26 protein-coding genes are annotated in these 24,265 nt (G+C 61.2%); 14 read left to right on the top strand and 12 right to left on the bottom strand.

Going from position 1 to position 24,265, the window contains the following annotated elements:
• Positions 1 to 395: 395 nt before the first annotated feature.
• The 3 genes from KDB76_RS20925 to KDB76_RS20915 all read right to left on the bottom strand — a co-directional run bounded on the left by KDB76_RS20925 (position 396) and on the right by KDB76_RS20915 (position 3,217).
• Complete coding sequence (locus tag KDB76_RS20925) at positions 396 to 1,823, bottom strand: hypothetical protein (RefSeq protein WP_212632165.1); 1,428 nt, start codon at positions 1,821 to 1,823, stop codon at positions 396 to 398.
• Positions 1,824 to 2,159: 336 nt separating this feature from the next.
• Positions 2,160 to 2,486 carry an AzlD domain-containing protein gene (locus KDB76_RS20920; protein ID WP_003257245.1) on the bottom strand — a complete coding sequence of 109 codons (327 nt, stop codon included), beginning with the start codon at positions 2,484 to 2,486 and terminating at the stop codon, positions 2,160 to 2,162.
• A complete protein-coding gene (locus KDB76_RS20915) occupies positions 2,483 to 3,217 on the bottom strand; it encodes an AzlC family ABC transporter permease (RefSeq protein WP_038410064.1) in 735 nt (244 codons plus the stop codon). Before KDB76_RS20915 ends, KDB76_RS20920 begins: the two co-directional genes overlap by 4 nt.
• Before the next feature lie 121 nt (positions 3,218 to 3,338).
• On the opposite strand from KDB76_RS20915, the gene KDB76_RS20910 reads away from it, so the two are divergent.
• Both KDB76_RS20910 and KDB76_RS20905 read left to right on the top strand, forming a co-directional pair.
• Entirely contained in the window at positions 3,339 to 4,217 is an 879-nt protein-coding gene (locus KDB76_RS20910) for a LysR family transcriptional regulator (protein WP_023662127.1), read from the top strand.
• Between the two features lie 93 nt (positions 4,218 to 4,310).
• Positions 4,311 to 5,309: a diguanylate cyclase gene (locus KDB76_RS20905; protein WP_023662128.1), complete on the top strand. Its 999-nt coding sequence runs from the start codon at positions 4,311 to 4,313 to the stop codon at positions 5,307 to 5,309.
• 179 nt (positions 5,310 to 5,488) lie between these two features.
• On the opposite strand, the gene lpdA is transcribed toward KDB76_RS20905, so the two are convergent.
• The 4 genes from lpdA to KDB76_RS20885 are packed head-to-tail and all read right to left on the bottom strand — an operon-like array spanning position 5,489 to position 10,450.
• Positions 5,489 to 6,868, bottom strand: a complete 1,380-nt coding sequence (lpdA, locus tag KDB76_RS20900) for a dihydrolipoyl dehydrogenase (protein ID WP_038410063.1) — start codon at positions 6,866 to 6,868, stop codon at positions 5,489 to 5,491.
• A gap of 2 nt (positions 6,869 to 6,870) precedes the next feature.
• Positions 6,871 to 8,157: a dihydrolipoamide acetyltransferase family protein gene (locus tag KDB76_RS20895; protein ID WP_023661390.1), complete on the bottom strand. Its 1,287-nt coding sequence runs from the start codon at positions 8,155 to 8,157 to the stop codon at positions 6,871 to 6,873.
• On the bottom strand, positions 8,158 to 9,216 hold the full coding sequence (locus tag KDB76_RS20890) for an alpha-ketoacid dehydrogenase subunit beta (RefSeq protein ID WP_015271253.1): 1,059 nt from the start codon (positions 9,214 to 9,216) through the stop codon (positions 8,158 to 8,160).
• 1 nt (position 9,217) lies between these two features.
• Positions 9,218 to 10,450, bottom strand: a complete 1,233-nt coding sequence (locus tag KDB76_RS20885) for a 3-methyl-2-oxobutanoate dehydrogenase (2-methylpropanoyl-transferring) subunit alpha (RefSeq protein WP_013973636.1) — start codon at positions 10,448 to 10,450, stop codon at positions 9,218 to 9,220.
• Between the two features lie 198 nt (positions 10,451 to 10,648).
• Between KDB76_RS20885 and bkdR the strand changes: the two genes are divergently transcribed.
• Positions 10,649 to 11,134 (top strand): Bkd operon transcriptional regulator BkdR, encoded by a 486-nt coding sequence (gene bkdR, locus KDB76_RS20880; RefSeq protein ID WP_012273540.1) that lies wholly within the window; start codon positions 10,649 to 10,651, stop codon positions 11,132 to 11,134.
• Between the two features lie 94 nt (positions 11,135 to 11,228).
• Here the strand turns inward: bkdR and KDB76_RS20875 are convergent, their stop codons facing one another.
• Complete coding sequence (locus KDB76_RS20875) at positions 11,229 to 11,810, bottom strand: hypothetical protein (protein ID WP_024087491.1); 582 nt, start codon at positions 11,808 to 11,810, stop codon at positions 11,229 to 11,231.
• 247 nt (positions 11,811 to 12,057) lie between these two features.
• Between KDB76_RS20875 and KDB76_RS20870 the strand changes: the two genes are divergently transcribed.
• On the top strand, positions 12,058 to 13,398 hold the full coding sequence (locus tag KDB76_RS20870; protein ID WP_003257254.1) for an MFS transporter: 1,341 nt from the start codon (positions 12,058 to 12,060) through the stop codon (positions 13,396 to 13,398).
• A gap of 342 nt (positions 13,399 to 13,740) precedes the next feature.
• Here the strand turns inward: KDB76_RS20870 and KDB76_RS20865 are convergent, their stop codons facing one another.
• The 4 genes from KDB76_RS20865 to flgA form a co-directional block, all read right to left on the bottom strand.
• On the bottom strand, positions 13,741 to 14,484 hold the full coding sequence (locus KDB76_RS20865; protein ID WP_024087489.1) for a flagellar brake protein: 744 nt from the start codon (positions 14,482 to 14,484) through the stop codon (positions 13,741 to 13,743).
• A 79-nt stretch (positions 14,485 to 14,563) separates the two neighbouring features.
• On the bottom strand, positions 14,564 to 15,031 hold the full coding sequence (locus KDB76_RS20860) for a flagellar protein FlgN (RefSeq protein ID WP_013973632.1): 468 nt from the start codon (positions 15,029 to 15,031) through the stop codon (positions 14,564 to 14,566).
• Between the two features lie 49 nt (positions 15,032 to 15,080).
• Positions 15,081 to 15,395, bottom strand: coding sequence for a flagellar biosynthesis anti-sigma factor FlgM (gene flgM / locus KDB76_RS20855; RefSeq protein WP_023661394.1), 315 nt, complete (start codon positions 15,393 to 15,395; stop codon positions 15,081 to 15,083).
• A gap of 163 nt (positions 15,396 to 15,558) precedes the next feature.
• Complete coding sequence (gene flgA / locus KDB76_RS20850) at positions 15,559 to 16,311, bottom strand: flagellar basal body P-ring formation chaperone FlgA (protein ID WP_023661395.1); 753 nt, start codon at positions 16,309 to 16,311, stop codon at positions 15,559 to 15,561.
• A gap of 77 nt (positions 16,312 to 16,388) precedes the next feature.
• Between flgA and KDB76_RS20845 the strand changes: the two genes are divergently transcribed.
• The 10 genes from KDB76_RS20845 to flgH all read left to right on the top strand — a co-directional run bounded on the left by KDB76_RS20845 (position 16,389) and on the right by flgH (position 24,261).
• Complete coding sequence (locus tag KDB76_RS20845; protein WP_038410062.1) at positions 16,389 to 17,318, top strand: chemotaxis protein CheV; 930 nt, start codon at positions 16,389 to 16,391, stop codon at positions 17,316 to 17,318.
• Between the two features lie 51 nt (positions 17,319 to 17,369).
• Positions 17,370 to 18,197 carry a protein-glutamate O-methyltransferase CheR gene (gene cheR / locus KDB76_RS20840; protein WP_015271244.1) on the top strand — a complete coding sequence of 276 codons (828 nt, stop codon included), beginning with the start codon at positions 17,370 to 17,372 and terminating at the stop codon, positions 18,195 to 18,197.
• 349 nt (positions 18,198 to 18,546) lie between these two features.
• Positions 18,547 to 18,957 carry a flagellar basal body rod protein FlgB gene (flgB, locus tag KDB76_RS20835; protein WP_023661397.1) on the top strand — a complete coding sequence of 137 codons (411 nt, stop codon included), beginning with the start codon at positions 18,547 to 18,549 and terminating at the stop codon, positions 18,955 to 18,957.
• A gap of 2 nt (positions 18,958 to 18,959) precedes the next feature.
• Positions 18,960 to 19,403, top strand: coding sequence for a flagellar basal body rod protein FlgC (flgC, locus tag KDB76_RS20830; protein ID WP_025340101.1), 444 nt, complete (start codon positions 18,960 to 18,962; stop codon positions 19,401 to 19,403).
• Between the two features lie 12 nt (positions 19,404 to 19,415).
• Positions 19,416 to 20,117, top strand: coding sequence for a flagellar hook assembly protein FlgD (gene flgD, locus KDB76_RS20825; RefSeq protein ID WP_038410061.1), 702 nt, complete (start codon positions 19,416 to 19,418; stop codon positions 20,115 to 20,117).
• Positions 20,118 to 20,145: 28 nt separating this feature from the next.
• On the top strand, positions 20,146 to 21,468 hold the full coding sequence (flgE, locus tag KDB76_RS20820) for a flagellar hook protein FlgE (RefSeq protein ID WP_038410060.1): 1,323 nt from the start codon (positions 20,146 to 20,148) through the stop codon (positions 21,466 to 21,468).
• 130 nt (positions 21,469 to 21,598) lie between these two features.
• Positions 21,599 to 21,781 (top strand): hypothetical protein, encoded by a 183-nt coding sequence (locus KDB76_RS20815; protein ID WP_038410059.1) that lies wholly within the window; start codon positions 21,599 to 21,601, stop codon positions 21,779 to 21,781.
• A gap of 160 nt (positions 21,782 to 21,941) precedes the next feature.
• Positions 21,942 to 22,682, top strand: coding sequence for a flagellar basal-body rod protein FlgF (gene flgF / locus KDB76_RS20810; RefSeq protein ID WP_038410058.1), 741 nt, complete (start codon positions 21,942 to 21,944; stop codon positions 22,680 to 22,682).
• A 47-nt stretch (positions 22,683 to 22,729) separates the two neighbouring features.
• A complete protein-coding gene (gene flgG, locus KDB76_RS20805; RefSeq protein WP_038410057.1) occupies positions 22,730 to 23,515 on the top strand; it encodes a flagellar basal-body rod protein FlgG in 786 nt (261 codons plus the stop codon).
• A gap of 50 nt (positions 23,516 to 23,565) precedes the next feature.
• The gene (gene flgH, locus KDB76_RS20800) at positions 23,566 to 24,261 is read left to right on the top strand and encodes a flagellar basal body L-ring protein FlgH (RefSeq protein ID WP_038410056.1); all 696 of its coding nucleotides are present in this window, start codon (positions 23,566 to 23,568) and stop codon (positions 24,259 to 24,261) included.
• The last annotated feature ends 4 nt before the right edge of the window (positions 24,262 to 24,265 follow it).

Genomic DNA, 24,265 nt, shown 5'->3' with positions numbered 1-24,265 from the left:
CTTCAATTGATCTGGTCGGCAACCAAACGATAGTTTGCCGTCTCGACTCTTCTGGCTTAATAAAAAAGGCACCATAGAGGCGCCTTTTTTAAGAGTGGTTGATCATGAGTTCCTCTGAGTTGATTTAAAGCGTATTCATGAACTCCTGAAATCTGCTTGATCTCCATCCCACGGTTTTATGGCTCAACTTGGTTTTTTTAGGTATGTCACCCCTTTTCTCCATTCGCTCGACAGTTTTTTTGGAAACTCCAAGAATCTCGGCAACGTCCGAAATACTCAAAAAGCGATCAATAATTACATGACTCATCTTGCCCCCTATGGCTGGTTGAATATTTATAGTAAAGGGGAAGATGATGAAGGTCAATGTTTTTTTGAGATGTCAATAGTATTGACGATTAATTTGCTCGGCTGTCTACTTTGCGTAGATCTGCAAGTGTGTAAATTTTGATATCGCTCCGGATTTTTCCTTCCAGCAGCCCATCTAAGTAGTCGCTCCATATCGTAAGTGCTTCGGTCTTCTCTCGGTAATAAGTATTCCTATCATAATGCTTCGATTGGATTCCATTTTGTTCCCGGCCGTGAGAGAGAATATGTGCTCGAATTTCAGCTTTGACTCCCAGTCCTGCCATCAAGGTTTCAGCGGAAACACGAATATTTTTCCAGCTAAAGTAGCGAGTTTTCTTTTCTTTACTAAGGGCTGTGCCGGCCTTTGCGTAGACTTTGATCAGATAGCCCTGTCCTGCGAGGTTTTCCGTGACTGCAAACGGGCCTTTGGGGCTCAACCGAAGATCGAAAAGTGGACTCATAATGGTACGAATGCGCGGCGTCAACGGTACGTAGTGAGGGCGGGGTGGCGCATTGCCCTTGATATCAAGCATCATGATTCCATCTTCATCTATATCTGACCAAAGAGTAGGAGCCAGCATTTTCAGCCGCTGCCCACCTAGGTAGATCGGCGCGAGCGCCATTGCACGCTGTCTTTCCGGAAGCGTGTGCAGATACTTGAGAAGCTCTGAAAGCTCTTTCTGCTCCAGCGACTCCGTAGTGCCCATGTACACGTTTACAAGAGCCTTAACTCCTTTGGCAGGATTTGTCTTAACTTCAAAATCCTTGCGATCAGTGATACTGCTTTCTAAGTCGATAACAGTGCTTTGCGCTTTCTTGAACGCTGCGCACAAGTAGGTGTGTACGGTGTCGGCTGTGGACTTCATTGATGTTACAGGCGCTGGTGTCGTGTTGTTCTTGCCTCGGCGCCTAGGTTTTGAAGCCAGAATGTTTGTCATGATCCTAGCTATATCGTGTTCAGTAATGTCCTTCGCAGGCTTGCATGCCAGGTCTGGAAACGGTTCCAGAATATGGTTTCGGAAATCGCTGGCGACGTTACTAGCTTTCACTTTGCCCCGATCTCTCAGATCTGCCACGTAGTAATCGAGCAAGTCTTTGAACGTCCCACGCCTGGCGTCAGCCTCTGCTGCCTCCTTTTCCGCTTCTCGCTGATATTCGGCCAGTCGAGCTTGGCTGGCGTAGTACACCTTTGGATTTCCGTAAGCTTTGAGGACCTTAACGTGGTCGCCTGCCCGGTCACGTATTTCTTGCAGATTGAGTCCTGGCGACCGCTTGGTTAGAGCATACGCCCCGATCTTGAGCTGGCCCGGTTTTTTGTCGATGGTCCATCGGTAGTAAGCAGTCACGACCGCTCCTACCTTTTTGAAGAGGATTGATCCGTTACCCCTGCCGAGGATGCTCTCTGTTAGGATCTCACCGTCACCCAAGCCGCGCAGTCGTTGATCGTTTACCGTTTTGTCGCTTGTGTTTCCTGCCATCTTGGCGTTCCCTTTAGGTCAATTTTGGTCACTACTTTGGACACTACTTCTCGTGACGCTCAACGTCTGAGACTGTCTCTCATCGTCCGTCAAGCGAGCGCGTGTGCCGTTTCGCTACTAACACTTATGGAAGCAAATCCAGGATTTCCAAGGGCTTAGAGCGATTTTTTTAGGGCACTGATATTTTGTGTCCTTAAGTGACCTTCAAAGCCTAGCCCCTCCTAAGGGGAAGGTTGCAGGTTCAATTCCTGCCTGGGACGCCATTCCTTTCGTTCCCTTACCGCGTTCACCCGGTGTTGGTGACGCGAAATCGGGAAGCCTTGAAGCTGCGTATTCCTACATCCCCAGATGCTTCAAGGCCCACAGTACTCCCATGCCCACAATCAGCGTCAGCATCGTGCTGCGCGTACGCCACGCCACCAGCGCGGCCAGTATCGCCGCTGGTATCTGCGGGTTCATCCAGTCGAACCCTGCCTGCCGGTCGGGGAATACCACGGCCGGCAGTACCAATGCGGCCAACACACTGGCTGGCACATACGCCAGGGCGCGGCGAAACAGTGGGGGGATGCGCAATGCCGTGTGCAACTCGATGAACGACAGGCGGATGGCGAAGGTGCCCAGGCCGATCAGAATGAAGGTCATCCACTGGGTCGTTTCGCTCATGATGCTTCCTGCTCGGTATTGGCTTCTGCCGCGGTTTGCTGTTTTTGCCAGTTCTCGATGGCTAGCCCAGCGACGATGCCGCCCAGCGCGCCAACCAGCAGGCCGAGGTTGTAGGGCAGGTCGACGGCCAGTACGGCGAGCACACCGCCGGTCAGCGCTGCGCCAAGCGTGGCTGCATTGCGAATGCCGGGTATCAACAGGGCCAGGAACGACAAGGGAATGGCAAAGCCGAGCGACCAGTCTTCAGGAATGCTCGCTCCCAGATACATGCCCGCTAGCACCGAGAGGTTCCAGCCGAAGAACATGGTGATTGCCGTACCGGCATAGTAGGGGTAGGCATACTGTCCCAGCCCGCCCGTGCCCATCTTCAGCATGCACAGGGCGAAGGACTGGTCCGACAGCATGTACGCCATCGGCCACTTGCGGCGGCGGGGCAACTGGCCCAGGTGCGGGGCCAGGCTGGCGCTGTACATCAGGAAGCGCAGGTTGATCACCAGCGCGGTGACTACCATGGTCACCGGCAGGGCGGCGCTTTGCATCAACTGCATCACCACCATCTGCGCCGAACCGGAGTAGAACAGCAAGGTCATGCCGATGGCATCGGTTGGCGACAGGCCCATGCCGATCGCCGTGACCCCGGTGATCAGGCCGAAGGGCACTATGCCGGAGGTCAATGGCAGGGCGCTGCGGGCACCTTGCCTGAACGCTTGGAGCGCGCTTGGATACGGCATTTGAAATCCTTGAAAGTGTGCAGGCGGTACAAGGGCGGCACGTCCACGTTAATGCGCGCGACAGTTGGCCACAACGCCAGATTTCTGGAATAGTAGGCCTAAAAAAAATAGGCCTGAAACCGTGTACCTCGATACTTCTACCCGGCACTCGCTGCAGCTCAATGCCTTGCGTGCCTTCGAAGCGTCAGCCCGCCTGGGCGGTTTCGCCCGTGCTGCACTCGAACTGAAGGTGACACCGGGGGCCATCGCCGCCCTGGTCAAGACCCTGGAGAACGAATACGGCGCGGCCTTGTTCGAGCGCCATGCCAAAGGCGTACGGCTGACGCCCTTGGGCGAAAGCGTGAAAGGCCAGTTCACCGAGGCATTCGACGCCGTGGAAGCCGCTGCGCGCGCACTGCGCCGCCTGGCGGCACCGCAGCGGGTGCATATCGTCACATCGCCTGCTCTGGCGCAGTTGTGGATCGGGCCACGCCTGCCGGAACTGACCCGCTTGCTGGCACCCATCGAGATCTCGGTGACTGCGGTGGATGAGCCGCCCAACCTGAAGCGCAGCCCGTTCGATCTGTGCCTGTTCTACACCGAAAAGCCCGAGCGCTGGCAACGCAGGATAGCCACGGAAGAAATCCTGCCCGTGTGCGTGCCGGCCCTGGCCAACAGCATCACCAAGCCCGAGGATCTTGCCGACGCCCGTTGCATCGCCGACGTGGGCTGGAACGACTGGGCGGTGTGGACGGGGGCTGTGATGCCTGGGCACAAGTTCGTTGCCCGTGGACCGGGTTTTTCCCTGTACTCGATCGCCCTGCAGCAAGCCTTGCTGGCTGCAGGGGTGCTTATAGGGCGCAGAAGCCTGGTGCAGCGCTACCTGGACAGCGGTGAACTGGTCGCCCCCATTGATCGCGCTGTGCCACTGGGTGTGACCATCGCCGCATGGCGGCTGCCGGGTGCCAAGGGCAACCAGGTGGTTGCCGCGGTGGAGGAGGCGCTGTTGCATCTGGCTTGAGCGTCGTCGATCCATGCCTGCTCGCACAGCGCCGCAAAAACAGGGCGTCGGGGCTATTCTGTTCGGGTGCGCCAGCCGTCAGGGAGAGCGTCAATGAGTCAGGAAACCCGGCCGGTACCTGCCGGCTTCAGTGAGCAGCAGTTGCGTACGTTGTTCGATCTTATCAGCGATGGTATCTGGGACTGGAATGCCAATACCGGCTACGTCTATCGCAACCCGGGTTGGTACGCCATGCTCGGCTACCCCAGCCACTCCATGGCCAACTCGGTGCTCACCTGGGAAAGCGTGATCCACCCGGAGGACTACCCACGGGTGATGGCGCATTTCGAGGCGTACATCAACCAGCGTAACGAGCACTATCTGGTCGAATACCGCTGCCGTTGCCAGGATGGCAGCTATCTGTGGATAGAAGACAGCGGCTACATCATTGCCCATAACGAGGACGGCTCGGTAGCGCGCATGCTTGGTGCCCACCGCAACATTGACGCCAACAAGCGCCTTGTGGCGCAACTGCAGCAGAGGAACCAGTCGCTGGAAAGCCAGGTGGCCGAACGCACTCGCGAGCTGTCCTGGGTGAACCAGCAGTTGCAGCGGCAGTTGGACGAAAACCGCGAGCTGGCCGAGCGTGATGCGTTGACCCGCATTGCCAATCGCTATCGGCTGGAGAAGGCGCTACAACTGGAGTGCGAGCGTGCCCAGCGATTTCGCCAGCCGTTGTCGCTGATAGCCATGGACCTGGATGACTTCAAGCCGATCAATGACCGCTATGGCCATGCCCATGGCGATGCGGCGCTGTTGCGGGTGGTCGACGTCCTGCGTGCCTGCCTGCGGGAGCAGGACCTGCTGGCGCGGTGGGGTGGGGACGAGTTCGTCATCGTATTGCCGCAGGCCTCGCTGGGCGAGGCGCTGGAAGTGGCTGCACGCTTGCGCCAGGCGATGGCGCAGATAGAGCCGGTGGGCGATTTCCGGCTAACCATGAGCTACGGTGTGGTGCAATGGGAGGAAGGAGAGGACCAGCATGCACTGCTGGCGCGTGCCGACAAGGCGCTGTACCGGGCCAAGGGGAGTGGCAAGAACGCCATAGCCGAGTAGCCTGTGCCGGCCTCTTCGCGGGTAAACCCGCTCCCACAGGTGCGCCACTGCTCTCACGGGCAGTGATGTCCCTGTGGGAGCGGGTTTACCCGCGAAGAGGCCGGCACTGACTCGCCCATGAAAAAAGACCCGCAACGCCAGGGGCGCTGCGGGCCAAATCGGCCTCGGCCGCTTCAGTGTCAGATATGCAGGGCGTGGCCCAGCGCGCGCAGCGCCGCTTCCTGTACCGCCTCACCCAGTGTCGGGTGGGCATGGATGGTGCCGGCCACATCCTCCAGGCACGCGCCCATTTCCAGCGACTGGGCAAACGCCGTCGACAACTCGGAAACCGCCACGCCAACCGCCTGCCAACCCAGGATCAGGTGGTTGTCACGGCGCGCCACCACCCGCACGAAACCGCTTTTCGATTCCAGGCTCATGGCCCGGCCATTGGCGGCGAACGGGAACTGCGCGACGATGCAGTCCAGCCCTTGCTGGCTGGCTTGCTCCGGGGTCTTGCCGACCACCACCACTTCCGGGTCGGTGAAACACACCGCGGCGATCGCGCTGGGTTCGAAACGGCGCGCCTTGCCGGCGATGATCTCGGCGACCATCTCGCCCTGGGCCATGGCCCGGTGCGCCAGCATCGGTTCGCCGGCCACGTCGCCGATGGCCCAGACGTTGCGCATGCTGGTCTGGCAGCGCTCGTCGATGGCGACGGCGGCGCCGTTCATCTTCAGGTCCAGGCACTCAAGGTTGAAACCTTGCGTGCGTGGCCGGCGGCCCACGGCCACCAGCACCTGGTCGGCTTCCAGGCGCAGTTGGCCGCCCTGGCCATCACGGGCCAGCAGGCAGCCGCCTTCGTAACCTTCGACGCTATGGCCCAGGTGCAGGGTGATGCCCAGCTTCTTCAGCGATTCGGCCACCGGGGCGGTCAGCTCGCTGTCGTAGGTTGGCAGGATGCGCTCGCGCGCCTCCACCACGCTGACCCGGGCGCCCAGCTTGCGGTAGGCGATGCCCAGCTCGAGGCCGATGTAGCCGCCGCCCACCACTACCAGGTGCTGCGGCAGGGTTTTCGGCGCCAGGGCTTCGGTCGAGGAAATGATCGGCCCACCCAGCGGCAGCATTGGCAGTTCGACGCTGCTGGAGCCAGTGGCCAGCAGCAGGTGCTCGCACTGGATACGCTGGCCATCGACCTCGACCTGCTTGCCGTCGAGCACCTTCGCCCAGCCATGGATCACCTTGACCCCGTGCTTTTTCAGCAGCGCGGCGACGCCGGTGGTCAGGCGGTCGACGATGCCGTCCTTCCAGGCCACGCTCTGGCCGATGTCCAGGCGCGGCGAGGCGACGCTGATGCCCAGCTCCGACGGGCCGGCAAAGCGCGAGGTCTGGTGGAACTGCTCGGCCACGTGGATCAGCGCCTTGGACGGGATGCAGCCGATGTTCAGGCAGGTACCGCCCAGTGCCTGGCCTTCCACCAGCACGGTGGGGATGCCCAGTTGCCCGGCGCGGATGGCAGCCACGTAGCCGCCAGGGCCGCCGCCGATGATCAACAGGGTAGTCTGGATAGTCTGTTGCATGCTCACTCCACGAACAGGCAGGCGGGTTGTTCGAGCAGGCCGCGCACGGCCTGGATGAACAGCGCGGCGTCCATGCCATCGACCACGCGGTGGTCGAACGAGCTGGACAGGTTCATCATCTTGCGCACGACGATCTGGCCGTCGATCACCACAGGCCGCTCGACCATGCGGTTGACGCCGACGATCGCCACTTCCGGGGTGTTGACCACCGGCGTGCTGACTATACCGCCCAGTGCGCCCAGGCTGGTCAGGGTGATGGTCGAACCGGACAGCTCATCGCGGCTGGCCTTGTTTTTGCGAGCAGCGTTGGCCAGGCGCGAGATCTCGCCGGCATTGCTCCACAGGCTGCCAGCTTCGGCATGGCGCAGCACCGGCACCATCAGGCCGTTGTCACCCTGGGTGGCGATGCCCACATGCACCGCGCCATGGCGGGTGATGACCTGGGCTTCGTCGTCATAGGTGGCGTTGATCTGCGGGAAGTCGCGCAGTGCCACGACCAGGGCGCGAACCAGGAACGGCAGCAGGGTCAGCTTGCCGCGGCTGTCGCCGTGCTTGCTGTTGAGTTGCTGGCGCAGAGCTTCCAGGGCGGTGACGTCGATCTCTTCCACATAACTGAAGTGCGCGACCCGGCGCTTGGCGTCCTGCATGCGCTGGGCGATCTTGCGGCGCAGGCCGATCACCGGTACCTGCTCGCTGTCGGTGCGCTTGGCATAGCCGCTCGGCGCTTGCCCGCCAGCGCTGTGCGGCTTGCTCATGAAGGCGTCGAGGTCTTCGTGCAGGATACGCCCGGCCGGGCCGCTGCCATGCACGTAACGCAGTTCGATACCGGCATCCAGGGCACGCTTGCGCACCGCCGGCGAGGCCAGTGGCTTGTCGCCTGGCTGGCGCGGCACGATCGGGGCTGCCTCGTGGTTGACGGCGGCCTGGCACGCGGCCGGTCTTGCTTCCTTCTGCGGCTCTGGCCTGGCTGCCACAGGGGCTGCGGGGGCTTGGACCTGTTCGGGCTTTGGCGCATCCTTGGTGGGAGCATCCACATGGTTGCCGCTGCCTTCCACTTCGATGCGGATCAGCTCGCTGCCGACCGCCATCACTTCACCGGGCTGCCCACCCAGGGCCAGCACCTTGCCGCTGACCGGCGAAGGGATTTCCACGGTGGCCTTGTCGGTCATGACGTCGGCCACTACCTGGTCTTCGGCGATCATGTCGCCGACCTTGACGAACCACTCGACCAACTCGACCTGCGCGATGCCTTCGCCAATGTCCGGCATCTTGATGACGTGCGTGCCCATTCAGACCTCCATGACCTTTTTCAATGCCGCACCTACCCGCGAAGGCCCTGGGAAGTAAGCCCATTCCTGTGCGTGGGGGTAGGGGGTGTCCCAGCCGGTGACGCGCTCGATCGGCGCCTCCAGGTGGTGGAAGCAATGTTCCTGTACCAGCGATACCAGTTCGGCGCCAAAGCCGCAGGTGCGGGTAGCTTCGTGTACCACCACGCAGCGGCCGGTCTTTTTAACCGACTCGACGATGGTCTCCAGGTCCAGCGGCCAAAGGCTGCGCAGGTCGATCACCTCGGCGTCGACGCCGGTTTCTTCGGCGGCCACCTGGGCCACGTACACCGTGGTGCCGTAGGTCAGCACGGTCACGTCATTGCCGGGGCGGGTAATGGCTGCCTTGTCCAGCGGCACGCTGTAGTAGCCATCGGGTACGGCGCTTTGCGGGTGCTTCGACCATGGGGTGACAGGGCGGTCGTGGTGGCCGTCGAACGGGCCGTTGTACAGGCGCTTGGGTTCCAGGAAGATCACCGGGTCATCGCATTCGATCGAGGCGATCAGCAGGCCCTTGGCGTCATACGGGTTGGACGGCATGACAGTGCGCAGGCCACACACCTGGGTGAACATCGCTTCCGGGCTCTGGCTGTGGGTCTGGCCGCCATAGATCCCGCCACCGCAGGGCATGCGCAGGGTCAACGGGGCGATGAACTCGCCGGCCGAGCGGTAACGCAGGCGCGCCATCTCGGAAACGATCTGGTCGGAGGCCGGGTAGAAGTAGTCGGCGAACTGGATTTCCACTACCGGGCGCAAACCATAGGCACCCATGCCCACGGCGGTGCCGACGATGCCGCTCTCCGAGATCGGCGCGTCGAACACGCGGGACTTGCCGTACTTGTTCTGCAGGCCTTCGGTGCAGCGGAACACGCCGCCGAAGTAACCGACGTCCTGGCCGTAGATCACCACATTGTCGTCGCGCTCGAGCATGACATCCATGGCCGAGCGCAGGGCCTGGATCATGGTCATGGTAGTGGTGGCCATGGCGGTTTCCGGGTTGATGCTGTTGTTGTGGTCGTTCATCTCAAACCCCCAGTTCCTGGCGTTGACGGCGCAGGTGGTCGGGCATTTCCTTGTACACGTCCTCGAACATCGAGGCAGCACTCGGGATGTGACCGTTGGCCAGCGTGCCGTACTGCTCGGCTTCCTTCTGCGCGGCTATCACCGCGGCTTCCAGCTCGGCAGTGGTGGCCTGGTGTTCTTCCTCGGACCAGTGGCCGATCTTGATCAGGTGCTGCTTCAGGCGGGCGATCGGGTCGCCGAGCGGGAAGTGGCTCCAGTCATCGGCCGGGCGGTACTTGGACGGGTCGTCCGAGGTCGAGTGCGGGCCTGCACGGTAGGTGACCCACTCGATCAGGCTCGGGCCCAGGCCACGGCGGGCGCGTTCGGCGGCCCAGCGCGAGGCAGCGTACACGGCGACGAAGTCGTTGCCGTCGACTCGCAGCGAGGCAATGCCGCAACCCACGCCACGGCCGGCGAAGGTGGTCGACTCGCCACCGGCGATGGCCTGGAAGGTGGAGATCGCCCACTGGTTGTTGACCACGTTGAGTATCACCGGGGCGCGGTACACGTGGGCAAAGGTGAGGGCGGTGTGGAAGTCCGACTCGGCGGTTGCGCCGTCGCCGATCCACGCCGAGGCGATCTTGGTATCGCCCTTGATCGCCGAGGCCATGGCCCAGCCGACCGCCTGCACGAACTGGGTCGCCAGGTTGCCGCTGATGGTGAAGAAACCGGCCTCGCGCACCGAATACATGATCGGCAGTTGGCGGCCCTTGAGCGGGTCGCGCTCGTTGGACAGCAACTGGCAGATCATCTCGACCAGCGACACGTCGCGGGCCATCAGGATGCTTTGCTGGCGGTAGGTGGGGAAGCACATGTCGGTGCGGTTCAGCGCCAAGGCCTGGCCGCTGCCGATGGCTTCTTCACCCAGGCTCTGCATGTAGAAGGACATCTTCTTCTGGCGCTGGGCGACCACCATGCGGCTATCGAAAATCCGCGTCTTGAGCATGGCGCGCATGCCCTGGCGGAGAACTTGCGGGTCGATGTCTTCGGCCCACGGGCCTTGCGCGTCGCCTTGCTCGTCGAGCACGCGGATCAGGCTGTAGGACAAATCCGCGGTGTCGGCAGCGTCGACATCGACTGGGGGTTTACGGGCTTGACCTGCATCGTTCAGGCGCAGGTAGGAGAAATCGGTCTGGCAGCCTGGCCGGCCGGTAGGCTCGGGCACATGCAAACGCAGGGGGGCGTACTCGTTCATGCTTTTTACGCTCGCTCGGGTATTTGTTTTTGTGAGCTCTGAAGCGGCCGCCGCTGAGTACCGGCTTGTGACTGGTAGGTCAGCGTCCCCTACATCTTAGTGGTCCGGCAGGAGAATTTTTCTCTCAAGTTGGTTGCCTTTGCCGAGCAGGGCAGATAAACATTCCGCATAAACACAAAAAACCGGTGATTTTGTCTCATGCGCAAACTCGATCGTACCGATATCGGCATTCTCAACAGCCTGCAGGAAAATGCCCGCATCACCAACGCCGAACTGGCCCGCTCGGTGAACCTGTCTCCCACGCCGTGCTTCAACCGGGTTCGGGCCATGGAGGAGCTGGGGGTGATCCGCCAACAGGTGACCTTGCTGTCGCCCGAGGCGTTGGGGCTGGACGTGAACGTGTTCATCCATGTGAGCCTGGAAAAACAGGTCGAGCAGTCGTTGCACCGTTTCGAGGAAGAAATTGCCGAACGGCCCGAAGTGATGGAGTGCTACCTGATGACGGGCGATCCGGACTACCTGTTGCGGGTACTGCTGCCCAGCATCCAGGCACTGGAACGGTTTCTGGATTACCTGACGCGGTTGCCAGGGGTGGCCAACATCCGTTCCAGTTTCGCCCTGAAGCAGGTGCGCTACAAGACGGCCCTGCCGCTGCCTGCCAATGGCATGACCTTGCGGGAATAGGTGTAGCCTGACTGAGGGTTGGCGGTGGCAACGCCTCTTTGGTTCCGGGAGGCAGGGCACCTTCTGGCAGACTTCGCAGGTGTGATGCTGGGTGTCAGGCTAGCCGGATATTCTTCAAGTAGAACGTGAGTATTTCTCCCGGCGCTGCGCTTGCATTCAGAAATTTGTCAAAGGTGAGGCACAGGTCTGTGGATGCGTCTTCAGGCCTTGTCGATGCAACACGATGGCCGTGCTTGTCGCGCAGGTAGAACGGAACTCTTTCGGCGCTGTTCAGGTCGCCGTTCCAATAATCGTGTGTATCGATTTTCCAGTAGTCGCCAAGGCCTGCCAGTTGCGGCTTGAAGTTCGCCACGGCATCCGTGACTCTGCCTATCACGCCTGTCCCATACAAGCCGAGCCAGCCTCTCGGATTTTGCTCAAGCCTCGCGCCTGCGAATTTCCAGTGGTTGTTGCATGAGATGTAGTAGAGGTCCCGTCCCTTCTCCGATGTGATGTACTTGAAATCGAACGCGATACGTACGATCTCGTCCCGCGCATGCGCCTTTCGGTGATTATCGATGCACAACCAGCCATCCTCATCCAGCCATGTGAAAGGGTGTTGTCCGACGGATGATTCTGCAACTACAACTCGACCTGCATGGGTATGCAGTTCGGCGGTGAAATCAGCTTTGATCATGTAACCTCCAGTCTCAGTTGATCCCGGGATGGGAAGAGGCAAGCTAAGCCTTTGCCCGGCGAACAATGAGATGGAAACGCTTGGAGCGCAGTCCGGTCTCATGATGCAAGTGCATGATCACGACATGACCGATACTGGACGCGCCCTTGATTCAAGATTTGTCAGGCAGGGGACTGCGCCGCAGCAATTTTGCTTTTATGCTTGGCTGCAACCCATCGCCACCTGACCCGGGAGCCGCAAGGGACCTATGCGAAATATATGGAAGCCGTTTCAGTCGTTGTATTTCGCCGCGCTGATGATGTTGATCGGCTCGGGCCTGCTCAGTACCTACCTGGCCCTGCGCCTGGCAGCCGATCATGTCGACAGCCTGTGGGTGGGTGCCTTGATGGCGGCCAACTACTTTGGCCTGGCGGTCGGCGGCAAGGTCGGCCACCGGTTGATTGGCCGGGTAGGGCACATTCGCGCCTACGCCACTTGCGCTGGCATCGTCGGTGCGGCGGTGCTCGGCCATGGTTTGACCAGCTGGTTGCCGGCCTGGGTCGGGCTGCGGATGATCGTCGGCTTGGGGATGATGTGCCAGTACATGGTCATCGAGAGCTGGCTGAACGAGCAGGCCGACGTCAAGCACCGCGGCGCGGTGTTCAGTGGCTACATGATCGCCTCTTACCTGGGCCTGGTGCTCGGCCAGCTGATTTTGGTGGTGCACCCACAGCTTGGCCTGGAGCTGCTGATGCTGGTGGCCATGTGTTTCACCCTGTGCCTGGTACCGGTCGCCATGACCCGGCGCATACACCCGGCGCCGTTGCGCCCGGCACCGATGGAGCCGAAGTTCTTCATCAAGCGGGTGCCGCAGTCGCTCAGCACGGTGCTGGGCTCGGGGCTGATCGTCGGCTCGTTCTATGGCCTGGCGCCTTTGTATGCCTCCAGTCAGGGCATGACTACCGAGCAGGTCGGTCTGTTCATGGGTAGCTGCATTTTTGCCGGCCTGCTGGTGCAGTGGCCGCTGGGCTGGTTGTCTGACCGCTACGATCGGGCGGTGCTGATCCGCAGCGTGGCCGTGGGGTTGGCGCTGGCCTCGGCGCCACTTGCAATGCTGCCCAGTGTGCCGCTGGAGTTGCTGTTCGGCATAGGCTTCGTGATTTCGTTGCTGCAGTTCTGCCTCTACCCGCTGGCGGTGGCGTTTTCCAACGACCATGTGGAAAGCGAGCGGCGGGTGTCGCTGACCGCGATGCTGCTGGTGACCTACGGTGTGGGCGCGTGTATCGGGCCGCTGGCGGCAGGCGTGCTGATGAAGGTGCTGGGCCCGCAGATGCTGTATGCCTTCTTCGTGTTCTTTGCCCTGGTGCTGGTGTGGCGCATTCGTCCGAAGGCGGTCACCGGGCTGCACCAGGTGCAGGATGCGCCTTTGGGCCACGTTGCGATGCCGGCTGCCGGTTCGCCACTGTCGGCGGCGCTGGACCCACGGGTGGATGAGCAGACGGTGCAGGAGGTAATGCAGGCGCCGGTGGCGGCTGAGGATACCGAGGCGGAGGAGAAGGGGGCTGACAAGGAGCCTGAGCCGGAAGGTGAGGTCAGCAAGTCGGTGTAGGCCTGTGCCGGCCTCTTCGCGGGCGCGCCCGCTCCCACATGAAGTTGCGCCGGGCTCAAGGCTTGCGCTGTACCTGTGGGAGATCTGTCGCGTAGAGAACTGAATCCGCAAGCAGTACGCGTACCCTGTGGGAGCGGCTTTAGCCGCGAAGAATCCAACGCGGTGCATGGCACCGGCTGCGCCGGTGTTCGCGGCTAAAGCTGCTCCCACAGAATCCCCGCTAATTCAATGAGTTATGTGCAGCTCTATGAGAGCGGGCGTGCCCGCGAAGAGGCCGGCACAGGAGAATCACAAATGAAAACGCCACCTTGATAGGTGGCGTTTTTTTCATTCAGCCGACGATCAATAGTCGTCCTTGTCGAACCGCCGCGCTTCACGCTGCAACTGGTACACGAAGCTCTCGACCTTGCGCTGCGCTTGCCCGGTAAGGTTATGGAAGCGCACGCCGGCAAAGGTGGTATTGATCCGCTCTTCATAGTGCAGGTGGCGCAGCTCGACCATGGTATCGACCAGGCTCAGTGGGGTGCCTGCCTTGAAGCGTTCATATACCTGGCCCAGTTGCAGGCGATCCTCGACATTGCCTTCGAAGCGCAGTTTGCAGCCGGTGGCGGAGATATCCAGCAGCTTCCCACGCAGGGCGCCGTTGCCCTTGAGGTGGGTACCATCGAGGATGATATCGACCAGCTGCGATAGCTTCAGCGCGGCGCGGAAGGCATTGCGGCGCTGGTGGTAGGTCATCTCCTGAGGCATGGCGCCGCGGTAGCAGCGGTGGCCGTCGACTTCGCTGATCCTCAACGCCTGGTTGCAGTCCCAGGCGATACGCACGCCATCATGGAAGCCTTCGACGCGGAAGTGTTCGCCGTTCTCGATGAATTTCTCACCATCGCGCGGAATCATCTCGTCCAGCGCCAGGGTGTTGCTTTCACGGTCCACGTGCACCACGTAGCTCTGGAAGCGCTGGCTGCGGTCGTGGAAGGTGATGATCAGGGGGTCGTGGCTTTCCTGCAGCTGCCGCAAATTGGCCGCAATCTCCAAAGGGGTGTTCAGCACCTTTGGCGGCTGCGGGGCATCGGATTCATTGAACACGGCTTATCGTTCTCCAGGCAAAAGCGACACACGCAATTAACGGCATTTTGCCAGTATGTTCCGTGCCTTGATAGAAAAATCACACTTGGCTGAGCGCCCGTGGCTTGGCCAGCGGCGAGGTGCTGCCGCGGCTGTCGTAGAGCGACGGAGAGTCTCCGCCCATGAGGATGCGGATCTGGTTGTTGGTGACGTGCTGCTGCACCTGGATGATCCGGCCATTGGTCTGGTTGACCTGCTGACAGCTGTCCATCAGCTGCGAAAGCATGTCGAGCCGCTGCAGCATCGTATCGCCATGGGCCGATTGCGCAGCCAGCGCCTGCACACCTGCCCGATCTGCACTCAGGCCCAGGCTGCCGAGCAACTGGCTCCGGCGCTGGCCGTGCTGCTCGAGCAAGATGATCAACGACTGCTTGCGCGCCAGGATCTGTTCCAGCAGCGGCATGTCGCGGCCATGCAGGGCGATCGCTTCCTTTTGCAGAAGGTCAAGCAGTTCCTGCAGCGGGGCAATGTCATCTTCGATCAGTTGCAGCAAGGTGGTGTCGTGCATGGCTAACTCTTGGCTTTTCTAGCGTCCGTGAAGTCAGCGCGCCGAACGGTCAGCGCTGGGCTTCGAAATCGAGCAGTTTGCTGGCGACCCGGCCGGCATCGACCTGGTAGCTGCCGTCGGCGATCGCCTGTTTCAACTGGGCCACACGGGCACTGTTGACCACCGGCTCGTCGCGCAGCTTGTCGCTGATCTTCTGCAACTGCTGGGCCTCTTGGCTGAGGTGTACCGCTTCTCCGCTGGCGCTGGTGCCGGTTGCCGCTTCCTGGCTGGCTGCCGGTTTTTCGGCGCTGCCGGACGCGGTGTTGCCGCGCACGCCGCCCGTGACGGACGGAGAATTATTCAAACGACTGAAGTCGATGACCATGATCAGAAACCTCTGGGTATTTGGACGCTTGCCTTGTTTTCGGCCAACCCGAAAGAAACTTTAGGCACAAATGCATAGCCGCCTGTCAGCAAGCTCGCGAACCCGTTTTCTGACACAGTTTAGGAAAAGCGGTTCCTCACCGCCAGCGCAAATCAATGGCTGGCTACATACTCACCTCGACCTGTCCAGGGCCGGTCACCCTGGCCTTGATCACCCGTTTGGAATTGAGGTTGCGCACCCGGATCTGTTCGCTCAGGCCACCCTTGCTCAGGGCCTCCCCGGGCATGCGTACACTCAGGCTGCCGCTGCGGGCGACGATCACCACGTGGTCGCCCTTGCGTACCACTTCGGCCTGTTCCAGGTGTTGCGGGGTGAGTACCTGGTCGATCACCGTGGGCCGCAGCATCTTCATGCCCACCGCCTGCTCCAGTTCGGTCAGGAAGCCTTGGCCCAGGGTTCCGACATCCCGCTCGCGCAGGGCCACGTCGCCTTCGCCCACCACGTTGTCGCGCTTGAGTGGTCGGGTCACCACCACCACGTTGCGGAACAGCCGCACAGTGGCTGGCACGAACACGGTCCAGGGCGCCGAGCCTTCGCAGCGCACCTTCACCGTGACGCGGCCCAACGGCTGGGCCGGGCTTTCAAGCGAGGCGTCCAGCTGCTGGCTGCACAGCGGCATGCGCAGGCGCGGGTCCAGCGGGTTGACCTGGATCTCGTAACGGCCGGCGGTCTGGGTGGTGGCCAGATAATCTTCGACGCTGAATTCAAGAAACCCTTGAGTGACACCGATAAGTTGTTCAGGCAAGGTAAACGCGTCCGCTACCGTGCGAGCGCCGGGCACCAGCAGGCACAGCATGGCCAGCGAGCCAGTCAGCAGGCGCGTCAGTCGTCGGAAAAATGTCGTTTTCGTGTACATGGCGCTCAAAAAAGCAAAGCCCGTGCCGACTCGCTACCTGAGTTGCAACGAAAGGCTGAAACATAAAGGAGTCTGGCATGGCAGGTGTTATGGATTCGGTCAACCAGCGCACGCAGCTGGTGGGGCAGAATCGCCTGGAATTGCTGCTGTTCCGCCTCAATGGCGAACAGCTTTACGGCATCAACGTATTCAAGGTCAGGGAAGTGCTGCAATGCCCTGCGCTGACCCTGCTGCCCAAGGCGCACCCGGTGGTGCGTGGGGTTGCCAATATTCGCGGGGCGACCATCCCGATCCTCGACCTGTCGATGGCCACCGGATTGCGGCCGCTGCAGGAAGACACGCGCAACAGTTTCGTGATCATCACCGAGTACAACACCAAGACCCAAGGCTTCCTGGTGCATTCGGTGGAGCGCATCGTCAACATGAACTGGGAAGAGATCCATCCGCCACCCAAGGGCACTGGCCGCGACCACTACCTGACCGCGGTCACCCGGGTGGACAACCGCATGGTCGAGATCATCGATGTGGAGAAGGTGCTGGCCGAAGTGGCGCAGTCCTCTGAGTCGGTGTCGGCTGGTGTGATCGATGCCGAGGTGCAGGACAAGGCCGTGCTGCTGCGGGTGCTCACCGTCGACGATTCGTCGGTGGCGCGCAAACAGGTCAGCCGCTGCCTGCAGACCGTGGGGGTCGAGGTGGTGGCGCTCAATGACGGCCGTCAGGCCCTGAACTACCTGCGCCAGCTGGTGGATGAGGGCAAGAAGCCGGAAGAAGAGTTCCTGATGATGATCTCGGACATTGAAATGCCGGAAATGGACGGCTATACGCTAACGGCAGAGATCCGCAGTGACCCACGCATGCAAAAATTGCACATCTGCCTGCATACTTCGCTTTCCGGGGTGTTCAACCAGGCGATGGTCAAGAAGGTCGGTGCCGATGACTTCCTGGCCAAGTTCAAGCCGGACGACCTGGCCCAGCGGGTGGTCGACCGGATCAAGGCGGCGCATTGAAGCAGCCGGGGGCAGGCCCCCGGCACCAGTGATTGAAAAGAGGCGGCAGTAGTGTCTACGGGTAATTTGGATTTCGAACAGTTCCGGGTCTTCCTGGAGAAAGCCTGTGGCATCCTGCTGGGCGAGAATAAGCAGTATCTGGTTTCCAGCCGTCTCAACAAGCTGATGGAGCAACAGGGCATCAAGAGCCTGGGCGAACTGGTGCAGCGCATCCAGGCCCAACCGCGCGGCGGCTTGCGCGAGCAGGTGGTCGATGCCATGACCACCAACGAGACCCTGTGGTTTCGCGATACTTACCCGTTCGAGGTGCTGAAGAACAAGGTCATCCCCGAGTTCATCCGCAACAACCCTGGCCAGCGCCTGCGCATGTGGTCGGCGGCCTGTTCGTCGGGGCAGGAGCCGTATTCCATCTCGATGGCTATCGACGAGTTCGAGCGCAGCAACCTCGGCCAGTTGAAGATGGGCGCGCAGATCGTGGCCACCGACCTGTCCGGCACCATGCTGACCAACTGCAAGACCGGCGAGTACGACAGCCTGGCGATTGCCCGTGGCTTGTCCCAGGAGCGCCTGCAGCGCTACTTCGACACCAAGGGGCCGGGGCGCTGGGCAGTCAAGCCGGCGATTCGCAGCCGCGTCGAGTTCCGCTCGTTCAACCTGCTCGACAGCTATGCCAGCCTGGGCAAGTTCGATGTGGTGTTCTGCCGTAACGTGCTCATCTACTTCTCGGCGCAGGTGAAGAAGGACATCCTGTTACGTATCCACAGCACCTTGAAGCCGGGCGGCTATCTGTTCCTCGGGGCTTCCGAGGCGCTGAACGGGCTGCCGGACCATTACCAGATGGTGCAGTGCAGTCCGGGGATCATCTACCAGGCCAAGTAACCAAGAGGGCCGGCAGCGAAAGTTGCCGGCCTTTTTGTTTGCCTGTGCCGGCCTCTTCGCGGGTAAACCCGCTCCTACAGGGGCGGCGCGGTACCTGTGGGAGCGGGTGCACCCGCGAAGAGGCCGGCGCAGGAGAAATGCTGACGTCAATTTTTTGTTTTGCCGCTTTTGCCGCCCGGCAATTGCCGCTTTCGCGGCCGAAGGCGGAAGGCCTTTGCCGCTTTTCTGGCATCACTCTGACAGCACCTCGCTCTCCAAGCCCGTATTTCCGGGCTTTCGGTTGTTTGGCACAGCCCTTGCTAAACCTTGGCCAACGATATTCCGGTCAACCTCCGAAGGTTTCCCCGACATGAGCATCAGCTTCGACAAGGCGCTTGGTATTCACGAAAAGGCTCTGGGCTTCCGCGCCCAGCGTGCCGAAGTGCTGGCCAACAACATCGCCAACGCCGACACGCCCAATTACAAGGCGCGAGACATGGACTTCGCTTCGGTGCTCGCTGCCGAGAGCGACAAGCAGCAGAGCGGCGGCCGTTTCAGCCTGGATCGTACCAACAGCCGCCATATCGAGGCCGAGGGCCTGGCCATGGTTGACGATACCCTCAAGTACCGCACGCCAACGCAGCCGTCGATCGACCAGAACACCGTGGACGCGCAGATCGAGCAATCGAACTACACCGAAAACGCCATCGGCTTCCAGGCCAGCTTCACCTTGCTCAACAGTAAATTCAAAGGGCTGGTTTCGGCCCTGCGGGGAGAATGACCATGTCCCTTTCCAGTGTCTTCAACATTGCCGGTAGCGGCATGAGTGCGCAGAACACGCGCCTTAACACCGTTGCTTCCAACATCGCCAACGCCGAGACGGTGTCCTCGAGCATCGACCAGACCTACCGCGCTCGCCACCCGGTGTTCGCAACCACCTTCCAGGACGCGCAGGCCGGCGGTAGCCAGTCGCTGTTCGAAGACCAGGGCGAGGCAGGGCAGGGCGTGCAGGTAAAAGGCATCGTCGAGGATCAAAGCAACCTGGAGGCCCGTTACGAGCCCAACCACCCAGCGGCGAACAAGGACGGTTACGTCTACTACCCGAACGTCAACGTGGTCGAAGAGATGGCTGACATGATCTCCGCCAGCCGCGCGTTCCAGACCAACGCCGAGCTGATGAATACGGCCAAGAGCATGATGCAGAAAGTCCTGACCCTGGGGCAGTGATAGGAAGCCGACATGACCACCACCAATTCCACCACCGAGGCCGGTAGCGCGTACCTGACCTCGCTGCAGAAACAGACGTCGAAGACCGACAGCAGCACCGGTAGTGCCGGCAGCGCCCTGGGCAAGGATGCATTCCTGCAGTTGCTGGTTACCCAGATGAAGAACCAGAACCCGCTCGATCCGCAGGAGAACGGCGAGTTCGTGGCACAGTTGGCGCAGTTCAGCAGCCTCGAAAGCATGCAGTCGCTGAATGATTCGGTGACCTATATCGCGGCGGGCCTGCAGTCATCCCAGGCCTTGCAGGCATCGTCACTGGTCGGGCGCAACGTAATTGTCGAGACCAACAAGGCTGTGGTCGACACCAGCAAGGAAATGAAAGGCACGGTCAATCTGACGTCGTCCAGTACCGCCACCTCGGTGGGCATTTACGACAAGGACGACAAGCTGGTGCGCACCATCGACCTGGGTACGCAGAAAGCCGGCAAGATCGACTTTACCTGGAATGGCCTGAACGACGACGGCGAAGCCGTGGCAGCAGGTACCTACACCTTCAAGGCCACCGCCTCGATCGATGGCAAGGCCACCACCATGACCACCAACCTGCCGGCCTCGGTCACCAGTGTGACCATGGGCACCAACGGTTCGGAGATGACGCTCAACCTGGCTGGGCTGGGCAGTGTTGCGCTTTCCAAAATCCAAAGCATCGGCATCTAGGGCCTGAGCAAAACGACAGGAGTTACACATGTCTTTCAATACCGGCCTTAGCGGCCTCTATGCAGCGAACAAGGCCCTGAACGTTACCGGCAACAACATTGCCAACGTTGCCACCACCGGCTTCAAATCGTCGCGTGCCGAATTCGCCGACCAGTATTCCAACTCCATTCGCGGCACCAGCGCCGGCAAGACCGTGGTGGGCACTGGTGTGAAGACTGCTGCGGTGTCGCAGATGTTCTCCCCGGGCAATATCAACGGCACCGGCCAGGCCTTGGACATGGCCATCGATGGCAACGGCTTCTTCGTGATGAGCGACGGCGGTTCGAAGATCTACACCCGTGCCGGTGCGTTCTACAGCGACAAGGATGGTTACGTGGTCAACTCGTCGGGCGCCAACCTGCAAGGTTATGCAGTGGATGCCAATGGCAAGATCATGCAGGGCGTGCTGACCAACCTGCAGATCGATACCTCGAACCTGACGCCCAATCCGACCGGAAAAATCTCCGAGAACGTCAACCTGAACTCCAGTGCCACCGCGCCGGCCGTGACGCCGTTCGATCCCACCAATACCGGCAGCTACAACTACACATTCAACACCGACGTTTACGACAGTCAGGGTAACGCGCACCAGTTGAACCAGTACTTCGTCAAGGATGCCAGCAGCAACTCCTGGACCATGTACACCACCATCGATGGGCGTAACCCGGCCGACCCGACCTTGACCACGCCACTGACCAACAAGCTGCCGTTCAAGTCTGATGGCACCCTGGACACCGCGGCCATGACCGCAGGCCCGGTAGCTGGTGGCATGACCATCGCTGCCGACAAGACCTTCACCCTGGGCAACTGGATCCCGGCGCAGAAGAACGCTGCCGGCGTATGGAGCCCGAACGGCGCCACTGCCAACCTGGCCGGGGTGAACCTGGACATGCTGGGCACCACTCAGTACAACGCAGCGAGCGCTACCACGGCCAAAAGCCAGGACGGCTTTGCCACTGGTGAGCTGTCGGGGCTGACCATCGACCAGAGTGGCTTGATGTTCGCCAATTTCACCAATGGCCAGGACAAGGTGATTGGCCAAGTGGCCATCGCCAACTTCGCCAACCTGCAGGGCCTGACCCCGGTGGGTGGTACCTCCTGGAAAGAATCCTACGCCTCGGGCGTACCGGTGATCGGTGCTCCGGATACCGGCACCCTGGGCCAGATCAGCGGCGGGGCGCTGGAGGATTCCAACGTCGACCTGACCGGCGAGCTGGTCAACCTGATCAAGGCGCAGAGCAACTACCAGGCCAACGCCAAGACCATCTCTACCGAAAGCACCATCATGCAGACCATCATCCAGATGACCTGATGGTTATTGGGGCTGCTGTGCAGCCCGTCGCGACACAATGCCGCTCCTACATGCTCACGCGGTCTCTGTAGGAGCGGCCTTGTGTCGCGATGGGCCGCAAAGCGGCCCCAAATTCTCGAGGTCTCAACGCATGAAACGGCTAATGCTCACAGCCCTGTTGGCCATGGCCCTGCCGCTCGCGGCCGCTCCCGCCCCGTTTTACCAGTGGCAAAGCTTGGCCACCGGTCGCTACATGTGTTCGGCCAGCAACCCTGGTGAGGGCTGGGTGCGCCATTCCGGCCCCTACAACAACGCCGCTTGCCGCACCTTCTGAGCAAACCCTTGCCGCAAGTGGCAAACATCCGCCGACAAACTGACGTTTATTGCCCATCGCCACGCTGAAGCCCCCGTAATCAAGGGCTTTCAGACTTGGTTCGATTATTGCTTTGAACCAGCGCAGTGACAGCGCGGCCGCTACGCGCAGAGGAGATACTGTGGACAAGTTGCTTTATGTGGCCATGACCGGCGCCAGCCAGAACGCGCTGGCGCAGAAGGCCCACGCCAACAACCTGGCGAACATTTCCACCAACGGTTTCCAGCGTGACCTGGAGCAGGCACGTTCGATGCCGGTGTTCGGCGACAGCTTTCCGTCGCGCGCCTTTGCCATGACCGAACGCCCGGCCACCGACTTCAGTGAAGGGCCGATGGTCGAGACCGGTCGTGACCTGGATGTGGCGGTGACCGGCAAAGGCTTCATTGCCGTGCAGGCGCCCGATGGCAGCGAAGCCTACGTGCGTACCGGCAGCCTGAACATCGACGCTCTTGGCGTCCTGCGTGCCGGCAACGGCATGCCGGTAATCGGCAACGGCGGCCCGATCGCCATTCCGCCGGAGCAGAAGGTGGAAGTGGGCGCCGACGGCACCATCAGCATTCGCTCCATGGGTGAAGACCCGCGGGTGATGGCCGAGGTCGACCGCATCAAGCTGGTCAATCCGGACACCCAAGGCCTGACCAAGGGCCTGGATGGCCTGATCCATACCCGCGACGGCCAGCCGGCCGCCGCCGACGTCAATGTGCGGGTGGTGTCGGGTTTCCTGGAGGGCAGTAACGTCAATGCCGTGGAAGAAATGACCTCGGTGCTGGCGCTGTCCCGCCAGTTCGAGCTGCACGTCAAGATGATGAACGCGGCCAAGGAAGGCGACGAAGCCATGGCTCGGGTTTTGCAAATCGGCTAATCACTTTTGAACGGGTGCCGTAAAACAGGCGCACGAGGAGAATCAACATGCTTCCGGCTCTTTGGGTCGCTAAAACCGGCCTGTCCGCCCAGGACACCAACCTGACGGTCATTTCCAACAACCTGGCCAACGTTTCGACCACCGGCTTCAAGCGTGATCGCGCCGAATTCGCGGACCTGCTCTACCAGATCAAGCGTCAGCCTGGCGCTCAGTCGACCCAGGACAGCGAACTGCCTTCGGGCCTGCAGGTCGGTACCGGTGTGCGTATTGTCGGCACCCAGAAAAGCTTCGTCGCCGGCAGCCTGCAAACCACCGAGAACCCGCTGGACATGGCGGTCAACGGCCGTGGTTTCTTCCAGATCCTGCAGCCGGACGGTACCGTTTCGTACACCCGTGACGGCACCTTCCACCTGAACTCCGACGGCCAGATCGTCACCGCCAATGGCTATGCCCTGGAGCCTGCCATCGTCGTGCCGAACGACGCGCAGACCTTCACCGTCGGCCAGGACGGCACCGTGTCGATCACCACCGCCGGCAACCCGGCTGCGCAGGTGATCGGCAACATCCAGACCGCCGACTTCATCAACCCGGCCGGCCTGCAGGCGATCGGTGACAACCTGTTCCTCGAGACCGCTGCCAGTGGTGCGCCGCAAGTCGGCACCCCGGGCCTGAACGGTTTCGGCACCACCCTGCAGCAGACCCTGGAAAACTCCAACGTCAGCACCGTGGAAGAGTTGGTGAACATGATCACCACCCAACGTGCCTACGAGATGAACTCCAAGGTCATTTCCACCGCTGACCAGATGCTGTCGTTCGTTACTCAGCAGCTCTGAAGCAGGTAGCTCCAACCCCGTCACTCTGTTGCACCCGTGAGGTAAGCGTCATGAATCGTCTGTTGTCCGTTTTCGCCCTGGGGGGGGCGGTGTTGCTGGCAGGTTGCGTCGCGCCGACGCCCAAGCCCAACGACCCGTACTACGCGCCGGTACTGCCGCGCACCCCGTTGCCGGCAGCGGCCAACAACGGTTCGATCTACCAGGCCGGTTTCGAGCAGAACCTGTACAGCGACCGCAAGGCGTTCCGGGTGGGTGACATCATCACCATCACCCTCAACGAGCGCACCTCGGCCAGCAAGAACGCCGGCTCGCAGATCCAGAAGAACAGCAACGCCAATATCGGCCTGACCTCGTTGTTCGGCAGCACGCCGAGCACCAACAACCCGTTCGGCGGCGGTGACCTGTCGCTGGAGGCCGGCTACAGCGGCGAGCGTGCCACCAAGGGCGACAGCAAGGCCACCCAGGGCAACACCCTGACCGGCTCCATCACCGTGACCGTCGCCGAAGTGCTGCCCAACGGCATCATCGCCGTGCGCGGCGAGAAGTGGCTGACCCTGAACACTGGCGAAGAGCTGGTGCGCATTGCCGGCATGATCCGCGCCGACGACATCGCCACCGACAACACCGTGCCGTCCACCCGTGTGGCCGACGCGCGCATCACCTATTCCGGTACCGGCTCGTTCGCCGATGCCAGCCAGCCCGGGTGGCTGGACCGCTTCTTCATCAGCCCGCTTTGGCCTTTCTGAGTAC

The sequence above is a fragment of the Pseudomonas sp. JS425 genome (genome assembly GCF_018223845.1).
GTDB classification, from domain to species: Bacteria; Pseudomonadota; Gammaproteobacteria; order Pseudomonadales; family Pseudomonadaceae; genus Aquipseudomonas; species Aquipseudomonas asiatica.
The sequence above is the reverse complement of the archived record's forward strand: the minus strand, read 5'-3'. Positions and strand labels throughout refer to the sequence as shown.